17 protein-coding genes are annotated in these 16,051 nt (G+C 64.1%); 9 read left to right on the forward strand and 8 right to left on the reverse strand.

Annotated features, from left to right (window positions below; translation table 11 throughout):
* Nucleotides 1–31: 31 nt before the first annotated feature.
* The 4 genes from IVA88_RS04630 to hslV form a co-directional block, all read right to left on the reverse strand.
* A complete protein-coding gene (locus IVA88_RS04630; protein WP_247496105.1) occupies nt 32–1,156 on the reverse strand; it encodes a hypothetical protein in 1,125 nt (374 codons plus the stop codon).
* A gap of 28 nt (nt 1,157–1,184) precedes the next feature.
* The gene (hslU, locus tag IVA88_RS04635) at nt 1,185–2,489 is read right to left on the reverse strand and encodes an ATP-dependent protease ATPase subunit HslU (protein ID WP_247496106.1); all 1,305 of its coding nucleotides are present in this window, start codon (nt 2,487–2,489) and stop codon (nt 1,185–1,187) included.
* Between the two features lie 50 nt (nt 2,490–2,539).
* Nucleotides 2,540–3,157, reverse strand: a complete 618-nt coding sequence (locus tag IVA88_RS04640; RefSeq protein WP_247496107.1) for a DUF2585 domain-containing protein — start codon at nt 3,155–3,157, stop codon at nt 2,540–2,542.
* A gap of 198 nt (nt 3,158–3,355) precedes the next feature.
* A complete protein-coding gene (hslV, locus tag IVA88_RS04645) occupies nt 3,356–3,916 on the reverse strand; it encodes an ATP-dependent protease subunit HslV (protein WP_247496108.1) in 561 nt (186 codons plus the stop codon).
* A 191-nt stretch (nt 3,917–4,107) separates the two neighbouring features.
* Here hslV and hisB point away from each other — a divergent pair, with 191 nt between their 5' ends.
* The 7 genes from hisB (at nt 4,108) to coaA (ending at nt 8,867) form a co-directional block, all read left to right on the forward strand.
* Nucleotides 4,108–4,701: an imidazoleglycerol-phosphate dehydratase HisB gene (gene hisB / locus IVA88_RS04650; RefSeq protein WP_247496109.1), complete on the forward strand. Its 594-nt coding sequence runs from the start codon at nt 4,108–4,110 to the stop codon at nt 4,699–4,701.
* A gap of 63 nt (nt 4,702–4,764) precedes the next feature.
* Entirely contained in the window at nt 4,765–5,295 is a 531-nt protein-coding gene (locus IVA88_RS04655; RefSeq protein WP_247496110.1) for a DUF2628 domain-containing protein, read from the forward strand.
* The gene (hisH, locus tag IVA88_RS04660) at nt 5,292–5,942 is read left to right on the forward strand and encodes an imidazole glycerol phosphate synthase subunit HisH (protein WP_247496111.1); all 651 of its coding nucleotides are present in this window, start codon (nt 5,292–5,294) and stop codon (nt 5,940–5,942) included. Before IVA88_RS04655 ends, hisH begins: the two co-directional genes overlap by 4 nt.
* Nucleotides 5,930–6,676 (forward strand): 1-(5-phosphoribosyl)-5-[(5-phosphoribosylamino)methylideneamino]imidazole-4-carboxamide isomerase, encoded by a 747-nt coding sequence (gene hisA / locus IVA88_RS04665; protein WP_247496112.1) that lies wholly within the window; start codon nt 5,930–5,932, stop codon nt 6,674–6,676. Before hisH ends, hisA begins: the two co-directional genes overlap by 13 nt.
* A 10-nt stretch (nt 6,677–6,686) precedes the next feature.
* On the forward strand, nt 6,687–7,463 hold the full coding sequence (gene hisF, locus IVA88_RS04670) for an imidazole glycerol phosphate synthase subunit HisF (RefSeq protein WP_007604055.1): 777 nt from the start codon (nt 6,687–6,689) through the stop codon (nt 7,461–7,463).
* Nucleotides 7,464–7,562: 99 nt separating this feature from the next.
* Complete coding sequence (locus IVA88_RS04675; protein WP_247496276.1) at nt 7,563–7,889, forward strand: phosphoribosyl-ATP diphosphatase; 327 nt, start codon at nt 7,563–7,565, stop codon at nt 7,887–7,889.
* Nucleotides 7,890–7,910: 21 nt separating this feature from the next.
* Nucleotides 7,911–8,867, forward strand: coding sequence for a type I pantothenate kinase (gene coaA / locus IVA88_RS04680; RefSeq protein ID WP_247496113.1), 957 nt, complete (start codon nt 7,911–7,913; stop codon nt 8,865–8,867).
* 485 nt (nt 8,868–9,352) lie between these two features.
* On the opposite strand, the gene IVA88_RS04685 is transcribed toward coaA, so the two are convergent.
* From IVA88_RS04685 to IVA88_RS04700, 4 genes are all read right to left on the reverse strand, one after another.
* A complete protein-coding gene (locus tag IVA88_RS04685) occupies nt 9,353–9,982 on the reverse strand; it encodes a histidine phosphatase family protein (protein ID WP_247496114.1) in 630 nt (209 codons plus the stop codon).
* A 103-nt stretch (nt 9,983–10,085) separates the two neighbouring features.
* A complete protein-coding gene (locus tag IVA88_RS04690) occupies nt 10,086–12,311 on the reverse strand; it encodes an ATP-binding protein (protein ID WP_247496115.1) in 2,226 nt (741 codons plus the stop codon).
* A 141-nt stretch (nt 12,312–12,452) separates the two neighbouring features.
* A complete protein-coding gene (locus IVA88_RS04695) occupies nt 12,453–12,920 on the reverse strand; it encodes a hypothetical protein (protein WP_247496116.1) in 468 nt (155 codons plus the stop codon).
* A 107-nt stretch (nt 12,921–13,027) separates the two neighbouring features.
* The gene (locus IVA88_RS04700) at nt 13,028–14,566 is read right to left on the reverse strand and encodes a YifB family Mg chelatase-like AAA ATPase (protein WP_247496117.1); all 1,539 of its coding nucleotides are present in this window, start codon (nt 14,564–14,566) and stop codon (nt 13,028–13,030) included.
* Nucleotides 14,567–14,794: 228 nt separating this feature from the next.
* Here IVA88_RS04700 and IVA88_RS04705 point away from each other — a divergent pair, with 228 nt between their 5' ends.
* Nucleotides 14,795–15,040, forward strand: coding sequence for a PilZ domain-containing protein (locus IVA88_RS04705; protein WP_247496118.1), 246 nt, complete (start codon nt 14,795–14,797; stop codon nt 15,038–15,040).
* A 136-nt stretch (nt 15,041–15,176) separates the two neighbouring features.
* Nucleotides 15,177–15,962: a tetratricopeptide repeat protein gene (locus IVA88_RS04710; RefSeq protein WP_247496119.1), complete on the forward strand. Its 786-nt coding sequence runs from the start codon at nt 15,177–15,179 to the stop codon at nt 15,960–15,962.
* The last annotated feature ends 89 nt before the right edge of the window (nt 15,963–16,051 follow it).

Raw genomic sequence — 16,051 nt, forward strand, 5'->3', positions numbered from 1 at the left:
GGTAGCGGTTTTCCGACCAGATCATGCTCAGCTAAAAAGGCCGCACGATTCCGACGCGCGGGATCAGCGTGAGGACCAGACCGAAGATGTTTGCCTTCTGATCCTCAGCCGGCATCAGCGGCGTCTCGCGTGCGGCGGGCAGCATCTTCACCGCGTGCAGAATGAGGAACATGCAGACCGCCCAGTTCGAGATCCAACGCGAATAGTCGAACACCATCGCGAACATCACGAGATAGGCGAGGCTGACGCCGATGAGCGCCGCGATCACGACACGGCGGTGCGTGTCTTTTTCGAGCGCACCGATCAGGTTCGCGTAATAGCGCAACAGCGGCGTATGCAGCCAGATCAGCAGCGCGAACATGGGCACGCCGAGAATGTTGTGGGGCAGGCGGCCCCAGGTGTCGGATATCTCCTTCGCCAGCGGTTGGTACCAGATGTAGGAAAATTGCAGCAGGTCGGTCCGCGACGGATCGGCCATCCGGCTTTTCAGGTAGGCAACGAAATCCGCTTCCGGAATCGGCATCGTTCCCAAAAACTGCGCCGCAAAGAACAGCAGGCTAACGCAAAGCAGCGCCACCAAACCGAACACGACGCCCGTTCTGTCGATGCCATAAGCGAGGTAGTGCCTGATCACGACGATGGTGATGATGGTTGGCACATACATCAAGAGATGAATGTGGTGGATCAGCACCAGGACGATCGAGAACAGCGCGGCCAAAGCCACGAACAGCAGCGAGCCCGCCGGCATCAGCAGCAGGATGATCGCCAGCGCGCAGCCATAGATGTCGAAATGGCCGAGCGTGTGCATGAAGTTCTTGAGGAAGAACGGCGAGCCCGCGATGACGACGAACAGCGGCAATGTCTTCGCGGTGAAGCCGAATGTCTTCTGAAATAGTCTTGCGTAGAGACCCAGCGTCACCAGCCACGTCGCGCCGCCGAGCGCGAACACTGTCCATACCGGCACCTTGTCGGTGAACAGCGCGACGATCGCCCCGATCAGCGCGCGCTTGATGAAGCCGAAATGGTAGTCGACCAGAAGATGAATGTAGGGGACATAAGGCGGCAGCTGGATCTTGTGAACGAAGACGCCGACGAGCACGGCGGCGTTGATCGCGAGCAGAAGTCGCCAGGGATTTTGCAGGATGCGTGCGTTCACGCCGCATCAATAGCGCGGGTGCCCGAAATTACAAAATGAACCGGCTCAAATCGGCGTTCTTGGCGAGGTCGCCGACGTGCTTCTGCACGAAATCCGCATCGACCCGGACGGTCTCGCCGCTGCGGTCGGGGGCAGTGAAGGAGATCTCGTCCAGCACCCGCTCCATCACGGTTTGCAGGCGCCGCGCGCCGATGTTCTCCACGGTGGAATTCACGGCCACCGCGACGTCGGCGAGCGCGTCGATGGCGTCGTCGGTGATGTCGAGCGTGACGCCCTCGGTCTGCATCAGCGCGACATATTGCTTGATCAGCGAGGCCTCGGGCTCGGTCAGGATGCGGCGCATGTCGTCGCGGGTCAGCGCCTGCAGCTCGACGCGGATCGGCAGGCGGCCCTGCAATTCCGGCAACAAATCGGACGGCTTGGCGACGTGGAAGGCGCCCGAGGCAATGAACAGGATGTGGTCGGTCTTCACCGCGCCGTGCTTGGTCGAGACCGTGGTGCCCTCGATCAGCGGCAACAGGTCGCGCTGCACGCCCTCGCGCGAGACGTCGCCGCCGGCGCGGCCTTCACGGGCGCAGATCTTGTCGATCTCGTCCAGGAACACGATGCCGTTGTTCTCGACCGCACTGATCGCCTCCAGCGTCAACTGATCGCTGTCGAGCAGCTTGTCGGATTCCTCGTTGATGAGGATCTCGTGCGAGCTCTCCACCGTCAGCCGCCGCGTCTTGCTGCGTCCGCCGAGCTTGCCGAAGATGTCGCCGATCGAAACCGCGCCCATCTGCGCGCCGGGCATGCCGGGGATCTCGAACATCGGAAAGCCGCTGCCGCCGCCTTGCGTCTCGATCTCGATTTCCTTGTCGTTGAGCTCGCCCGCGCGCAGCTTCTTGCGGAAGGAGTCCCGCGTCGCGGCGCTGGAATTGGCACCGACCAGGGCATCGAGCACGCGCTCCTCGGCGGCGAGCTGCGCGCGTGCCTGCACGTCCTTGCGCTTGCGCTCACGGACCTGGGCAATCGCGACCTCGACGAGATCGCGCACGATCTGCTCGACGTCGCGGCCGACATAGCCGACCTCGGTGAATTTCGTCGCCTCGACCTTCAGGAACGGCGCGTTGGCAAGCTTGGCGAGCCGCCGCGCGATCTCGGTCTTGCCGACGCCGGTGGGGCCGATCATCAGGATGTTCTTCGGCAGCACTTCTTCGCGCAAGGAGCCTTCGAGCTGCTGCCGCCGCCAGCGGTTGCGCAGCGCGATCGAGACGGCGCGCTTGGCATCGGCCTGGCCGACGATGAAACGGTCGAGTTCGGAAACGATTTCGCGGGGAGAAAAGTCTGTCATGGGACCTTAGCTAGGATCAGATGCGGGGCGGGACAAGCCGCTTTTTGCCGTCAGATGATCGGCGGACCCGATTGCCATTGTTTCACGGCCTCGATCGGATGGATCAGCATCAGGATATTGAGCGTCAGATTGTCGCGAATATGGAGCGCCAGCATGATTTCGAAGGCGAGCCCGAGCAGGACGGTCACCGATACAGGCAGCAGGCGCGCCGCGAGGAAGCCCAGCATCATGGACAGATTGTCAGAAACCGAATTGGCGATGCTGTCGCCGAAATAATCCAGCGAGATCGTTCCGGCGCGGTAGCGTTCGATGATGAAAGGCGAGTTCTCGACGATCTCCCAGGCACCTTCGATCAGCATCGCGATGATCAGCCGCGCGGGCCAGGACAGAGACACGAATGGCAGCCGCGCGAACAGCAGCCAGGTCAGTCCATAGAACAGGAAGCCGTGCAGGATGTGCGAGAAGGTGTACCAGTCGGCGATGTGCTGCGAATTTTCGGAGCTGTTCACCACGCCATGCCACAGCTTGACATAGCCGCAGGTGCAGATCGGCACCCGCCCCATCGCGAACAGGATCGAGGCCTGCAGCGCCAGCAGCAGCAACGCGATGCCGACCCAGTAGGCCGGCGGAAACGCCGTCTTGGCTTTTTCTGAAATCGCGAGCGTCATGAATTGCGCATCATCAGCAATGGAGGATCATCGGCAGTAAGGCAGAAATGGAAGTCATTTTCCATGGGCCATCACGTCCGTCATTGCGAGGAGCGGAGCGACGAAGCAATCCAGAATCTCTCCACGGAGCCAGTCTGGATTGCTTCGCTTCACTCGCAATGACGCGGAGAGCGCAGTTTTTGTTGTCGCAGCCTGAGCCTAGCCGGTCGCCAGGCTTTCGACCGTCAGATTGCGGTTGGTGTAGACGCAGATGTCGGCGGCGATGTCGAGGGAGCGGCGGACGATGGTCTCGGCGTCCTTGTCGGTGTCGAGCAGGGCACGCGCAGCCGCCAGCGCGTAATTGCCGCCGGAGCCGATGGCCATCACCCCGGCCTCGGGCTCCAGCACGTCGCCGGTGCCTGTCAGCACCAGGGAGACGTCCTTGTCGGCCACGATCATCATGGCCTCCAGCCGCCGCAGATAACGGTCGGTGCGCCAGTCCTTGGCGAGCTCGACGGCGGCCCGGGTCAATTGCCCCGGATATTGCTCGAGTTTGGCTTCCAGACGCTCAAACAGCGTGAAGGCGTCGGCGGTGGCGCCCGCAAAGCCGCCGATGACGTCGCCCTTGCCCAGTTTCCGGACCTTTTTGGCATTGGACTTGATCACGGTCTGGCCGATCGAGACCTGGCCGTCGCCGCCGACCACCACCTTGCCGCCCTTGCGGACTGTCAAAATCGTGGTGCCGTGCCAGCCCGGCGAGCCGCTCTGGGAATCCTGCATGAATGATCCTCGTTGTCCGGGCTGATTTAGGCGGTCGGGAGCGGGGGCACAACGGGCCACTCCGGGCCCAATTTCGCTCACCATAGGCAGAAGTAGAGGCCCGGCCAGCCGCTCCCGCAGTAGCGAAGGCGTCATTTGGCTGTTAAAAGACCGGCGTTTTCGGCCCCGAACCTGGATGGAAGCGTGTTTTGATGCGCACCGCGACGATCAAGCGCAAGACCAAGGAAACCGACATCGAGGTCACCGTGAACCTTGATGGCACCGGCGTGTCCAATATCGCGACCGGCATCGGCTTTTTCGACCATATGCTCGATCTTCTCGCCCGCCATTCCCGGATCGACCTCACGGTCAAGGCGGTGGGCGATCTGCACATTGATCATCACCATACCACCGAAGACACCGGCATCGCGCTCGGCCAAGCCCTCAAGCAGGCGCTCGGCAACATGGCGGGCATCACCCGCTATGCGGGCGTGCACATGCCCATGGACGAGACGCTGTCGCGCGTGGTCATCGACATCTCGGGCCGCCCGGTCCTGGTGTTCAAGGTCGACTTCCCCCGCGACAAGATCGGCGAGTTCGATACCGAGCTGGTGCGCGAGTGGTTCCAGGCCTTCGCCATGAACGCCGGCGTGACTCTCCACGTCGAGACCCTATATGGCGATAACAGCCACCATATCGCCGAGTCCTGCTTCAAGGGTCTGGCACGGGCGCTGCGCACCGCCGTCGCAATCGATCCGAAGGCGGCGGGCGAAATCCCGTCGACCAAGGGCTCGCTCGGCGGCTGACATCTCGGGCCGGCGGCACGCGCCGCTTGCGGTATCACTGAATCTAGGGAACGGGGCATCACCATGCCTGTCTACACAGTTCATGCTCCTTCCCCTGCCGGAGCCGATCTGCGCGCGACCGACAAGTTCGTCTTCGTGCGCGACGGCTTCCATTTCTGGGCGATGATCTTCGGCCCGCTCTGGCTGCTGTGGAATCGGCTGTGGCTGGCGCTGATCGGCTGGGTAATCTTCGTCGCCGCGTTCAACGCCGGGCTGTCCGGCCTCGGCGTCGGCCGTTCGTCGATCTTCTTCGCCGATGCCATCGTCGCGCTGCTGATGGGACTAGAGGCCTCCAGCCTGCGCCGCTGGACGCTGTCGCGCGGTAAATGGCGGCAGCTCGATGTGGTGATTTCCGACGACGAGGACACCGCCGAGCGCCGCTTCTTCGAGCGCTGGAGCCAAAAGCAGCGCGGCATCGTCAACGATCAATGGGCCGTCGATCGCGGCGGCCCGCCGCCGACGCGCAACGTGCCGGGTCAGCAATTCTCCAGCCCGCCGCCGATGCCGGCGGGCGGCATCATTGGTTTGTTTCCAGAACCGGGAGGGTCAAGATGAGCGTCGCCATCATCGATTACGGTTCCGGCAATCTGCATTCGGCCGCCAAGGCGTTCGAGCGCGCCGCGCGCAGCATGGAGAACCCGCAAAAGGTCTTCGTCACCAGCGATCCGGACCAGGCTTACAGCGCCGACCGTCTGGTGCTGCCGGGCGTCGGCGCCTTCGCCGATTGCCGGCGCGGGCTCGATGCGGTCAACGGCATGGTCGAAGCCATCACCGAGGCCGTGCGCGTCAAGGCGCGGCCGATGTTCGGCATCTGCGTCGGCATGCAGCTGTTCGCCACCCGCGGCAAGGAGCATGTCATCACGCAAGGGCTGAACTGGATCGGCGGCGACGTTGAGAAGATCACGCCGCGCGACGAAAGCCTGAAGATCCCGCACATGGGATGGAACACGCTCGACGTCCTGCGCGAGCACCCGGTGCTGGACAAGCTGCCGCTCGGCCCCAAGGGCCAGCACGCCTATTTCGTGCACTCCTATCACCTCAACGCCGCCAACGAGGCGGACGTGCTCGCGCGCACCGATTACGGCGGGCCTGTTACCGCGATCGTCGGCAAGGACACGGCCATCGGCACGCAGTTTCACCCCGAGAAGAGCCAGCGCTTTGGTTTGGCCCTGATCTCGAACTTTTTGCGATGGAAGCCGTGATTCTCTTTCCCGCGATCGACCTCAAAAACGGCCAATGCGTGCGCCTCGAACAGGGCGACATGGCGCGCGCGACCGTGTTCAACCTCCATCCCGCCGCGCAGGCCGAGAGCTTCGTCGCGCAGGGCTTTGAGTATCTCCACGTTGTCGATCTCGACGGCGCGTTTGCCGGCAAGCCGGTGAACGCGCAGGCTGTCGAGGCGATGCTGCAGACGATCAGGATTCCGGTGCAGCTCGGTGGCGGCATTCGCGATCTCGCGACCGTCGAAGCCTGGCTCGAAAAGGGCATCACGCGCGTCATCATCGGCACCGCCGCGGTGCGCGATCCTGAATTGGTGAAGGCTGCCGCAAGGAAATTCCCCGGCCGCGTCGCGGTCGGGCTCGATGCACGTGACGGCAAGGTCGCGGTCGAAGGCTGGGCCGAGACCTCGCAGGTGACGGTACTGGAGATCGCCCAGCGTTTCGAGGATGCCGGCGTCGCCGCCATCATCTTCACCGATATCGCGCGCGACGGCCTGCTCAAGGGCCTGAATCTCGATGCGACCATTGCGCTGGCGGATGCCATCTCCATTCCCGTGATCGCCTCCGGCGGCCTCGCCTCGATCGAGGACGTCAAGGCAATGCTGACGCCGCGCGCGAAAAGGCTCGCCGGTGCGATCGCCGGCCGCGCGCTTTACGATGGCCGCCTCGAACCGGCAGCCGCCCTCACATTGATCCGCGACGCGCGCGCTGCCTAGGAGCCGACACATGTTCAAGGTGCGCGTGATCCCCTGCCTCGACGTCAAGGACGGCCGCGTCGTCAAGGGCGTCAACTTCGTCGACCTGCGCGATGCCGGTGACCCCGTCGAAGCGGCGATCGCCTATGACGCTGCCGGCGCCGACGAGCTCACTTTCCTCGACATCACCGCGACCCATGAGAATCGCGGCATCATGCTGGACGTGGTCCGGCGCACCGCTGAAGCCTGCTTCATGCCCGTGACCGTCGGCGGCGGCGTCCGTGAGGTCAACGACATCAAGACCCTCCTGCGCGCCGGCGCCGACAAGGTCTCGATCAACAGCGCCGCGGTGTCGCGGCGTGAGTTCGTCAAGGAAGCCGCCGAGAAATTCGGCGGGCAGTGCGTGGTGGTCGCGATCGACGCCAAGCGGGTCAAGCGCGCCGGTGGCGGAGAGCGCTGGGAGATCTTCACCCATGGCGGCCGCAACTCGACCGGGATCGACGCCATCGAATATGCCCAGGAGGTGGTCTCGCTCGGCGCCGGTGAAATCCTGCTCACCTCGATGGACCGCGACGGCACTCGGCAGGGTTTTGACATCCCGCTGACCCGGGCGATCGCTGACAGCATTCCCGTTCCCGTGATCGCCTCGGGCGGCGTCGGCAATCTCGACCACCTCGTCGACGGTATTCGCGACGGCCACGCCACCGCCGTGCTGGCCGCCTCGATCTTCCATTTCGGGGAATTCACCATCCGCGAAGCCAAGGAGCACATGTCCCGGCGCGGGCTGCCCATGCGCCTCGATGCCTGACGACTCCCGTCCATAAAAATGCTACATGATTGGCGGGGACGGGCTCATCCCGCCGGATAGATGGCCAATACCGGCCGAGGCGCGTTTTCCGAGTATTGTATGCCGCGTTTCACGATCCACGACCTAGCCGAGACCATCGACGCCCGCGCGGCAGCGGGTGGCGAGGCGTCCTATACCCGCAAGCTCCTCGACAAGGGTGCCGAACATTGCGCCAAGAAGTTCGGTGAGGAAGCAGTCGAAACAGTAATCGCAGCAGTCGAAAACGATCGCGCGCATCTGATCACCGAAGGCGCCGACCTGCTTTATCATTTCCTTGTGCTGCTCAAGGTCCGCGGCGTAAAGCTGGAAGAGGTCGAAGCCGCGCTGGACAAGCGGACGAATATGTCAGGGTTGGAAGAAAAGGCGTCGCGCAAAAGCGGCAACTAGCCGAGGTGGAAAGATCGCGTCATGGATATCCGCGCACCCGAGCAGCAGTATAATCCGTACCGCGTCTATACGCGCGAGGAGTGGGCGCGGCTGCGCGACGACACGCCGATGACGCTGGAGCCGGGCGAGTTCGACCGGCTGCGCTCGCTGCACGACCGGCTCGACTTGCAGGAGGTTGAGGACATCTACCTGCCGCTGTCGCGCCTGCTGTCGATCTATGTCGATGCGATGCAGCGGCTCTACTACGCGGAGCGCCAGTTCCTCAACATCCGCGACCGCAAGATGCCCTACATCATCGGCGTCGCCGGTTCGGTGGCGGTTGGGAAATCCACCACGGCTCGCGTGCTTCAGGCGCTGCTGGCGCGCTGGTCGCCGCGTCCCAAGGTCGAGCTGATCACCACCGACGGATTTCTGTATCCCAACGCCGTGCTCGAGCGGCAGGGCATCATGCAGAAGAAGGGTTTTCCGGAGAGCTACGACCTGCCGCTGCTGCTCAGCTTCCTCTCCGACATCAAGGCCGGCCGCCGCCATGTGCGCGCGCCGGTCTATTCGCATTTGACTTACGACATCGTGCCGAACGAGTGGGCCGAGATCGACCAGCCCGACATCCTGATCGTCGAGGGCGTCAACGTGCTGCAAACAGGCAAGCTGCCGCGCGACGGCAAGGCGGTGCCCGTGGTCTCCGATTTCTTCGATTTCTCGGTCTATATCGATGCCGACGAAGCCGCGCTGCGACAGTGGTACATCCGGCGTTTCCTGTCACTGCGCGACACGGCGTTCACCAATCCGAAATCCTACTTCAACCGCTACGCGCTGTTATCGGACGAGGAAGCCACCGCCACAGCGATCGCGATCTGGGAGCGTACCAACCTCGCCAATCTCGAGGACAATATCCTGCCGACCCGCCCCCGCGCGACGCTGATCCTGAAGAAAGGCGCCGACCACACGGTGGCGAGCGTGGCGCTCAGGCGGCTGTAGTTGCGTCCTGCAGCGCGATCAATCATGGCGTTGGAAGTCGGAATGAAGCGTCCAAGATACCTCCCGACCGCCGCATTTCTGGCAACCGCTCATCTCTTGTTGGCGTTGAGCACTCTTCTCATCAGTCATTCCTTGGCGATGGGACGCTTCGACTCGGCTGGCAATATCAGCCAAGCCGAAAGTCTGGCCAGGGCACTGACAGACACGCTCTTTTGGCCCGTCTCTCACGTCCAGACCAAGGGATTACCGGCTGCGCTACAGTGGGCAGCTGTTCTTGGAAACAGCATCCTTTGGGGAGCTGTCCTTGCGGTGCCCGTGTGGCGATTGGGACGATCGCTGAGCGGTCAAGGTGCTGGCCTCCAACGACGCGTTTGAGTGGCTTGGGATACATCGCGGGCAGCGTCTAATCGCAGAATCTCGCGGATAACACCTCGCCCGGCCGCCCGCATGGTGCTCCGGCCGGTATGTCGCTCTTGCTCCAGCCGTCACTTGCCTGCCTTCGCGTTCCAATCGGCAGGCTTGATGCGCCCCACGAAAGCCGCCGCACCGGCGGCGCTTGGCCGGTAGGCGAAGGCTTCGCCCTCCTGCACGTCGCCGGCGTCCTTGCCGAAGGCATCGGCGATGTTGGTCTTGTGCGTGACGAGGAAGGTGTTGGTGCCGGCCTGCGAAGCCGCATCGACGAGCTGACGCACCGCCTGTCCGGCTTTCGCATTTGCACCGGTCGGGTTTGCCATTCCCGATGCGCTGGCGTTGCTGCTGTCCGTCAATGCGTCGACCGGCTTGACCTCGCGGCCGGAGATCAGCTTGCCCGCCTCGATCGCGCGGTTCAACCGGCTGGTATAGACATCGCCGATCGGGATCGCGAGTTCCCTGATCGCCGCCCCGATCTGGCGCGCCATGTCCCGGCCCTTTTCACTGAGCTGACGCTGGGCGCTCATGTCGTCGAATTTGAAAGGGTAAACATCCTTTTGGCTGTCGTCGGTGGCGGTGTGGCGAAACACCAGCACGTAGCCGCCCTGCTTGAGCGAGGCGACCAAGTCCCGCGTATCGGCTGCAACGGCTTGGCTGGAACCACAGAGAAGGGATATGACGGCGAGGCGGCAAAGCACGTTCATGTGCGAAATCCTCCGTTGCAAATGCCCCGGAGGATGGTGACGCGCGACGCGGTCGATTTCAATTATCGATTGCCGGCCGATCAGGTTCCCATGAAATTCCGGATCAGACTGCCAGATGCCGCGACGCCGCCAGCCCCGCCAGCGCCTCCTCCAGCTTCTCGCGATCCAGTGGCTTGATCAGAAACCCGTTCATGCCAGCTTCAAAGCAGGCGTAGCGATCTTCCACCAGCGTATTGGCGGTGAGCGCCAGAATCGGCGTGTGGTGGCCGCCTTTGGCTGCCTCATGCGCACGGATGCGCTTTGTCGTTTGGATGCCGTCGAGTTGCGGCATCTGGATGTCCATCAGCACGAGATCATAGGGCGTGCCGGCCGATGACGCGCCGAGCCAGGATTCCAGCGCGGCCTCGCCATGGACGGCGATGACGACATCGTGGCCGAGTTTCGTCAGCAGCGAGCGCATCAACAGCGCGTTGATCTCGTTATCCTCGGCGACGAGAATTGAGAGGCCTTTCGCCGGTACCGCGCCGGTGGATTGGGCCGACGGCTCCGGCGCGAGATCGGATGAGGCGACCTCCGGGGTCAAGGCGAGGCGTGCGGCGAGCGAGGCCGCGCGTAGCGGCTTCACCAGGAAGCCGGTGAAGGCCGGCGAGACTTTCTCGTGGCGCGAGCCCGAGGTCAGCAGCACGAGGCGTTGCAGCGCGTGCCTGCGCGCAGCTTCGCCGAGGCGGTCGGTGATGCCCGCGCCAAGCGCACGATCAATCAACACCGAATGCCATGAGCGTTCCGGCAGCAGCGCTTCCGCCACCGCCGCATCCGTCACCATGCAGGTCTGGCCACCCCAGCGCTCCAGCCGCCACGCGATCAGCGAGGCCTCGATACCGTCGGCGATCAGCAGGATCGACTTGCCGGCAAGATCGGGACTTCGGAACGCGGTCGGTTCTGCGCCGGCGTGTGATGACGCGAGCGGAATCGCGACCTCGAAGGTCGAACCCTTGCCCGGCTCGCTGGTGAGCGTGATGCGGCCGCCCATGCGCTTGACGATGCGCTCGCTGATGGCGAGACCGAGGCCGGTGCCGCCATAGGTGCGCGCGACGCGCTCGTCGGCCTGCTCGAATTCGCGGAAGATGCGCTGCTGCGCTTCCGGCGCGATGCCGATGCCGGTGTCGCGCACCAGAAAGCTGATTTCGTTCGGCCAGATGCCGGGCTCGACGATCAGCGCAACGCCGCCGCTTGAAGTGAACTTGATGGCATTGCCGGCGAGGTTGAGCAGCACCTGGCGCAGGCGCGCGGCGTCGCCGACCACCTCGAGCGGCAGGCGCTCGTCGACATAGGCGGCGATTTCGAGCTTCTTCGCCTGTGCGCGGGGCGCGAGCAACTCGGTGATCTCCTCGATCAGAACCGAGAGCGCGAAGGGACGTTGCTCGAGATCGAGCTTGCCGGCTTCGATCTTGGAATAGTCCAGCAACTCCTCGATCAATGCCATCAGCGCTTCGCCGGAGGTCTTCACGGCCCTGGCGTATGTCGACTGCTCCGGCGTCAGCGTGGTGTCGAGCAGCAGCCCGCCCATGCCGATGATGCCGTTGAGCGGCGTGCGTATCTCGTGCGAGGCCATCGCCAGGAAGCGCGATTTGGCGCGGTTGGCGGCGTCCGCCTGGTCGCGGGCCTCGGACAGCGCGCGCTCGGTCTCGGTGCGGTCGGTGACGTCGCGTCCGACGCTCTGCAATTCGGCGGGCTGGCCGGCGTCGAGGCGGACATAGCCTTCGCGCCAGGCAATCCATCGCGCGCCGAGCGGGGTCGCGATCTTCTGGTCGTGAATGCGTGTGCCGTTGCTCTCGCGGGCGCTATCACCCTGCTCCAGCACGTCGAAATCAAAGCGCGTGCCGACCAGTGCGCCGCGCGCCTGGCCTGCGAGGGCGCAATAGGCCTCGTTGGCAAAGGTGATGCGGCCGTTCGTGTCGCGCAGCACGATCAAATCGCCCTGCTGTTCGAACAGGCTGCGGGCGCGCTCTTCCGCTTCCTTCAGCTCCCAATTGCGGTCGATCAGCGCTTCGTTGTGGTTGGCCAGCGCACGCATTCGCTTGTTGACGAAGCGCAGGCGCATGCTGAGCGTGGCGAGGCCGAGGCAGGCGAGCGCGAACAGGAAGCTGGCGCCGATCGCGAATGCGTTGGGATCGTAGCCGGAATTCTCGGACCGGCTACCCGAGACAAAGCCATAGGCGCCGCCGAAGGTCGCCGAGAAGATCATGAAGGAGCGGATCGCGAAGGCGATTTTGGGGTACTGCCGCCTGAAGCGGCGCATGCGCACCTTGATCCGGAACGTCCGACCCATCGCTACCGACCCGACTCTGTGTCTTAAAACCGTGCGCTCGCTGTAAACGACGATGTCCCGCCCACCTTGCGAACAGTTTGAGGTATCGCGACCGCTTCCAAACAGGGTTGACGAGGCGTTAACGGTTCAAAGTGGGGCGGCTCAAAGCGAAGCAGCCTGGAGATGACGGTGGCTGCCGCGGGCGCCGACGATCAGCGCCGCCGCTTCGCGCTGCGAGAATGTCTTCGAGCGCACATAGACGCGGTAATCCGCGGGCCCTTCGGTGGAGAGATAGATCACCTGACCGCCGTCGACGGGCTGGGCCGCAATCGAGATCAGGCGCGTCGAAGAATTGGCCTGGCAGGATTCCGATTCCGAACCGAGGCCGTCGTCGACGACGGCGAAGTCTGCAGCGTCCGCATCCTCGGTGATCTGAACCCGCACCGTGGCGCGAGCGGGATCATCGGTGAAGGCGACATGCACCCCGGCGGTCCAGAACAGCGACGTCAGCTCGACCGAGGTGTCGCCCAAGGCGATGCAGGGATGCGAGACCGATCCGATCTCGTTGCGGGCAAACACTGCTGCCGCGAGCAGGGGAATAACCGAGGCCAGGATTTTGAAACGCAACATGACACGCTACTCGCCGGGCCCGGGGAACTCGTCGCGGCAACTTGTGGGCCTTATGGTTTGCAGAGCGTAAAGGAAACTCGTTACCGCCGGGTTGACGCGCGCGACGCTCACGCCAACTGGCGCACATCCTCTGCGAGCGCGCGGTAGGACAGCGCCTCGGCGAGATGCAGCCGGCCGATCTTGTCGGCACCGTCGAGATCGGCGAGCGTGCGCGCCACCCGCAGCACGCGGTGATAGCCCCGCGCCGACAGCCGCATGGTCTCGGCGGCGTCGCGCAGCAGCTTCTGGCCTTGCGCGTCCGGCTTGGCGATCTCCTCCAGCACCGAGGCCGGCGCTTCGGCATTGGTGCGAACCTTCGGCAGGCCGGCATCCGCGTAGCGCGCAAGCTGGATGTCGCGCGCGGCGGCCACGCGCGCGGCGACTTCGGCCGAGCCCTCTGCCGGCGGCGGCAGGATCAAATCGGCCGCGGTCACGGCGGGAACCTCGATACGCAAATCGATGCGATCCATCAGTGGCCCCGAGATGCGGGCCTGGTAGTCGCTCGTGCAGCGATCGATGCGGCCGCGCTTGCAGGCATAGCCGGGCTCGAACGCATTGCCGCAGCGGCAGGGATTCATCGCCGCGACCAGCATGAAGCGCGCGGGATAGGTGACGCGATGGTTGGCGCGGGACACCGAGACCTCGCCGTTCTCCAGCGGCTGACGCAGCGAATCCAGCACGCGCGGATCGAATTCGGGGAGCTCGTCGAGGAACAGCACGCCCTGATGCGCGAGCGAGATCTCGCCGGGCCTTGCGCGCATGCCGCCGCCGGTGAGCGCGGCCATGCTGGCGGAATGATGCGGCGAGCGGAACGGCCGCCGCGCCGTCAGCGCGCCGCCCTCGATCTCGCCAGCGACGGAGGCGATCATCGACACCTCCAGTAGCTCGCCCGGTGACAGCGGTGGCAGGATCGAGGGCAGGCGTGCCGCCAGCATCGATTTGCCGGCGCCGGGTGCGCCGATCATGAGCAGATGGTGACCGCCGGCGGCCGCGATCTCCAGCGCTCGCTTGGCGCTCTCCTGTCCCTTGATGTCGCGCAGGTCGAGCGGCGAGGCCGCGGCTTCATGCACCTTCGGCACAGGCCGCGACAGCACCTGCGTTCCCTTGAAGTGGTTGGCGATCTGGATCAGCGAACTTGCGGCGATGATCTCGATGTCCGGGCTCGCCCATGCCGCTTCCGAGCCGCAAGCCGCCGGACAGATCAGCCCCTCCTCGCGCACATTGGCGCCGATCGCGGCAGGAAGAACACCGGCCACCGGCGCGATCGATCCGTCGAGGCCAAGCTCGCCCAGAACGGTGAAGCCGGTCAGCGCATCCGGGGGAATCGCGCCGATCGCCCCCATCAGCCCGAGCGCGATCGGGAGATCATAATGGCTGCCCTCCTTGGGCAGGTCGGCGGGCGCGAGATTGACCGTGATCCGCCGCGCCGGCAGCGCCAGCCCCGAGGCGATCAGCGCGGAGCGGACCCGCTCGCGCGCCTCCGACACCGCCTTGTCCGGCAGACCGACGATCGCGAAGGCCGGCAGACCCGGCGCGACCTGCACCTGCACGTCGACCGCGCGGGCCTCGATCCCCTCAAAGGCGACGGTAGAAACCCGCTGAACCATGCCCGAACCAGCCTGCCCATTTGCACAATTAGGGGTAGCAGAGCGGGACAGCTCTTGCAAGAACAATACGGGAACGCTTTGTAGCGGGCTGAAACCCCCTAACGAACCGTAAACACGACCAAGACACTACGCCTCGAATGCCAGCGGCTCTCCTCAGCACATTCCAACGAATGTCCGCTACTTCTAGGGCTGCGGGATGGGCCGTGGTCTAATGGGTGAAGAATTCAAATGCTTGCAAATCGCCGGAGAAGCGAACGACGGATGTGCACCCGGCTCGCCAAGATTCATTTTGGCTCGGGTTCGCTGCCGCGGGACTGCACGATTACGGATATCTCGGATGGCGGCGTGAAAGTGGTTGCGGAATTTCTGGAAGTGCCGCCGCAATTCACCATCATCTTCGCGCCCGACTATTCCCGCCAATGCCGCCTGCGCTGGCGTATCGGCTGCGAATTCGGCGCTGAATTCACTGACTAAGCGAGCATGATCCGGAAAAGTGTGAAGCGGTTTTCCGAAAAGATCATGCTTAAACAATAGACGGAAGTGCCCCGCCTTAACGGGACCTTAGCGTTATTCGGTAAGCATCTCTGATCAGTCGCCGAGTGATCAGAGTATGTCCAAGCGTTTGTCCGTTGCCTCTCCTCCGGCGAGATATGTGTTTTCCGCGCTTCTGGTCCTGGCTTTGGGCGGCTGTCAGACCACTGGCATCGAGGACATCACCGGCGCGCTCGGCGGAAAGTCGGAAACGGCTGGCAAGGCCGACGCCAGGGCGGACATGAAGCCGGACATGGACGCGCTACGCGAGCGCTATCGCGCCAAGCCTGGCGACCCCAACGTCGCGCTCGAATACGGCCAGGCGTTGCGCCGGACCGGCCAGCGCGCGCAGGCGCTTGCGGTGCTGGAGCAGGCCGTGCTCGCCCATTCCAAGAACAAGGCGCTACTCGCCGGCTATGGCCGCGCGCTCGCCGACAGCGGCAGCTTCCAGCAGGCGTTCGACGTCCTCGGTCGTGCGCATACGCCGGAGGATCCCGACTGGCATATCCTGTCGGCGCAGGGCGCCGCGCTCGATCAGCTCGGCCGCAATGAGGAGGCGCAGCAATACTACGCCGCCGCGCTGAAGATCGTGCCGGACGAGCCGTCGGTGCTGTCCAATCTCGGGCTGTCCTACATGCTCCAGAACAATCTGCTGAGGGCAGAGGAAACCATGCGCCGGGCGCATGAGCGCAATCCCACCGATTCCCGCGTGCGTGCCAATCTCGCGCTCGTGCTGGGACTGGAAGGAAAGCAGGCCGAGGCCGAAACCATCGTGAAGGCGGACCTGCCGCCGGATGAGGCGGCGGCCAAGGTGACGGCGCTGCGGCAGTTGCTGGTGAAGAAGCAGCAGCGGGCGGAGAAGTAATCCGCCAAAGCGCAATGAGATCGGGAGAACCGTCTTCGCGCTTCAGGTTGTTTTTTTGAGCATGATCCTAGTCGGACAGCCGCTGCGCA

This window comes from Bradyrhizobium sp. 149 (assembly GCF_023073915.1).
Taxonomy (GTDB): Bacteria; Pseudomonadota; Alphaproteobacteria; order Rhizobiales; family Xanthobacteraceae; genus Bradyrhizobium.

Excerpts from the sequence above, each read along its gene's own strand:
- hslU (WP_247496106.1), bottom strand. The coding sequence starts at position 2,489 with ATGACAGACTTTTCTCCCCGCGAAATCGTTTCCGAACTCGACCGTTTC.
- IVA88_RS04640 (WP_247496107.1), bottom strand. The coding sequence starts at position 3,157 with ATGACGCTCGCGATTTCAGAAAAAGCCAAGACGGCGTTTCCGCCGGCC.
- hslV (WP_247496108.1), bottom strand. The coding sequence starts at position 3,916 with ATGCAGGATTCCCAGAGCGGCTCGCCGGGCTGGCACGGCACCACGATT.
- hisB (WP_247496109.1), top strand. The coding sequence starts at position 4,108 with ATGCGCACCGCGACGATCAAGCGCAAGACCAAGGAAACCGACATCGAG.
- IVA88_RS04655 (WP_247496110.1), top strand. The coding sequence starts at position 4,765 with ATGCCTGTCTACACAGTTCATGCTCCTTCCCCTGCCGGAGCCGATCTG.
- hisH (WP_247496111.1), top strand. The coding sequence starts at position 5,292 with ATGAGCGTCGCCATCATCGATTACGGTTCCGGCAATCTGCATTCGGCC.
- hisA (WP_247496112.1), top strand. The coding sequence starts at position 5,930 with ATGGAAGCCGTGATTCTCTTTCCCGCGATCGACCTCAAAAACGGCCAA.
- hisF (WP_007604055.1), top strand. The coding sequence starts at position 6,687 with ATGTTCAAGGTGCGCGTGATCCCCTGCCTCGACGTCAAGGACGGCCGC.
- IVA88_RS04675 (WP_247496276.1), top strand. The coding sequence starts at position 7,563 with ATGCCGCGTTTCACGATCCACGACCTAGCCGAGACCATCGACGCCCGC.
- coaA (WP_247496113.1), top strand. The coding sequence starts at position 7,911 with ATGGATATCCGCGCACCCGAGCAGCAGTATAATCCGTACCGCGTCTAT.
- IVA88_RS04685 (WP_247496114.1), bottom strand. The coding sequence starts at position 9,982 with ATGAACGTGCTTTGCCGCCTCGCCGTCATATCCCTTCTCTGTGGTTCC.
- IVA88_RS04690 (WP_247496115.1), bottom strand. The coding sequence starts at position 12,311 with ATGGGTCGGACGTTCCGGATCAAGGTGCGCATGCGCCGCTTCAGGCGG.
- IVA88_RS04695 (WP_247496116.1), bottom strand. The coding sequence starts at position 12,920 with ATGTTGCGTTTCAAAATCCTGGCCTCGGTTATTCCCCTGCTCGCGGCA.
- IVA88_RS04700 (WP_247496117.1), bottom strand. The coding sequence starts at position 14,566 with ATGGTTCAGCGGGTTTCTACCGTCGCCTTTGAGGGGATCGAGGCCCGC.
- IVA88_RS04705 (WP_247496118.1), top strand. The coding sequence starts at position 14,795 with ATGCTTGCAAATCGCCGGAGAAGCGAACGACGGATGTGCACCCGGCTC.
- IVA88_RS04710 (WP_247496119.1), top strand. The coding sequence starts at position 15,177 with ATGTCCAAGCGTTTGTCCGTTGCCTCTCCTCCGGCGAGATATGTGTTT.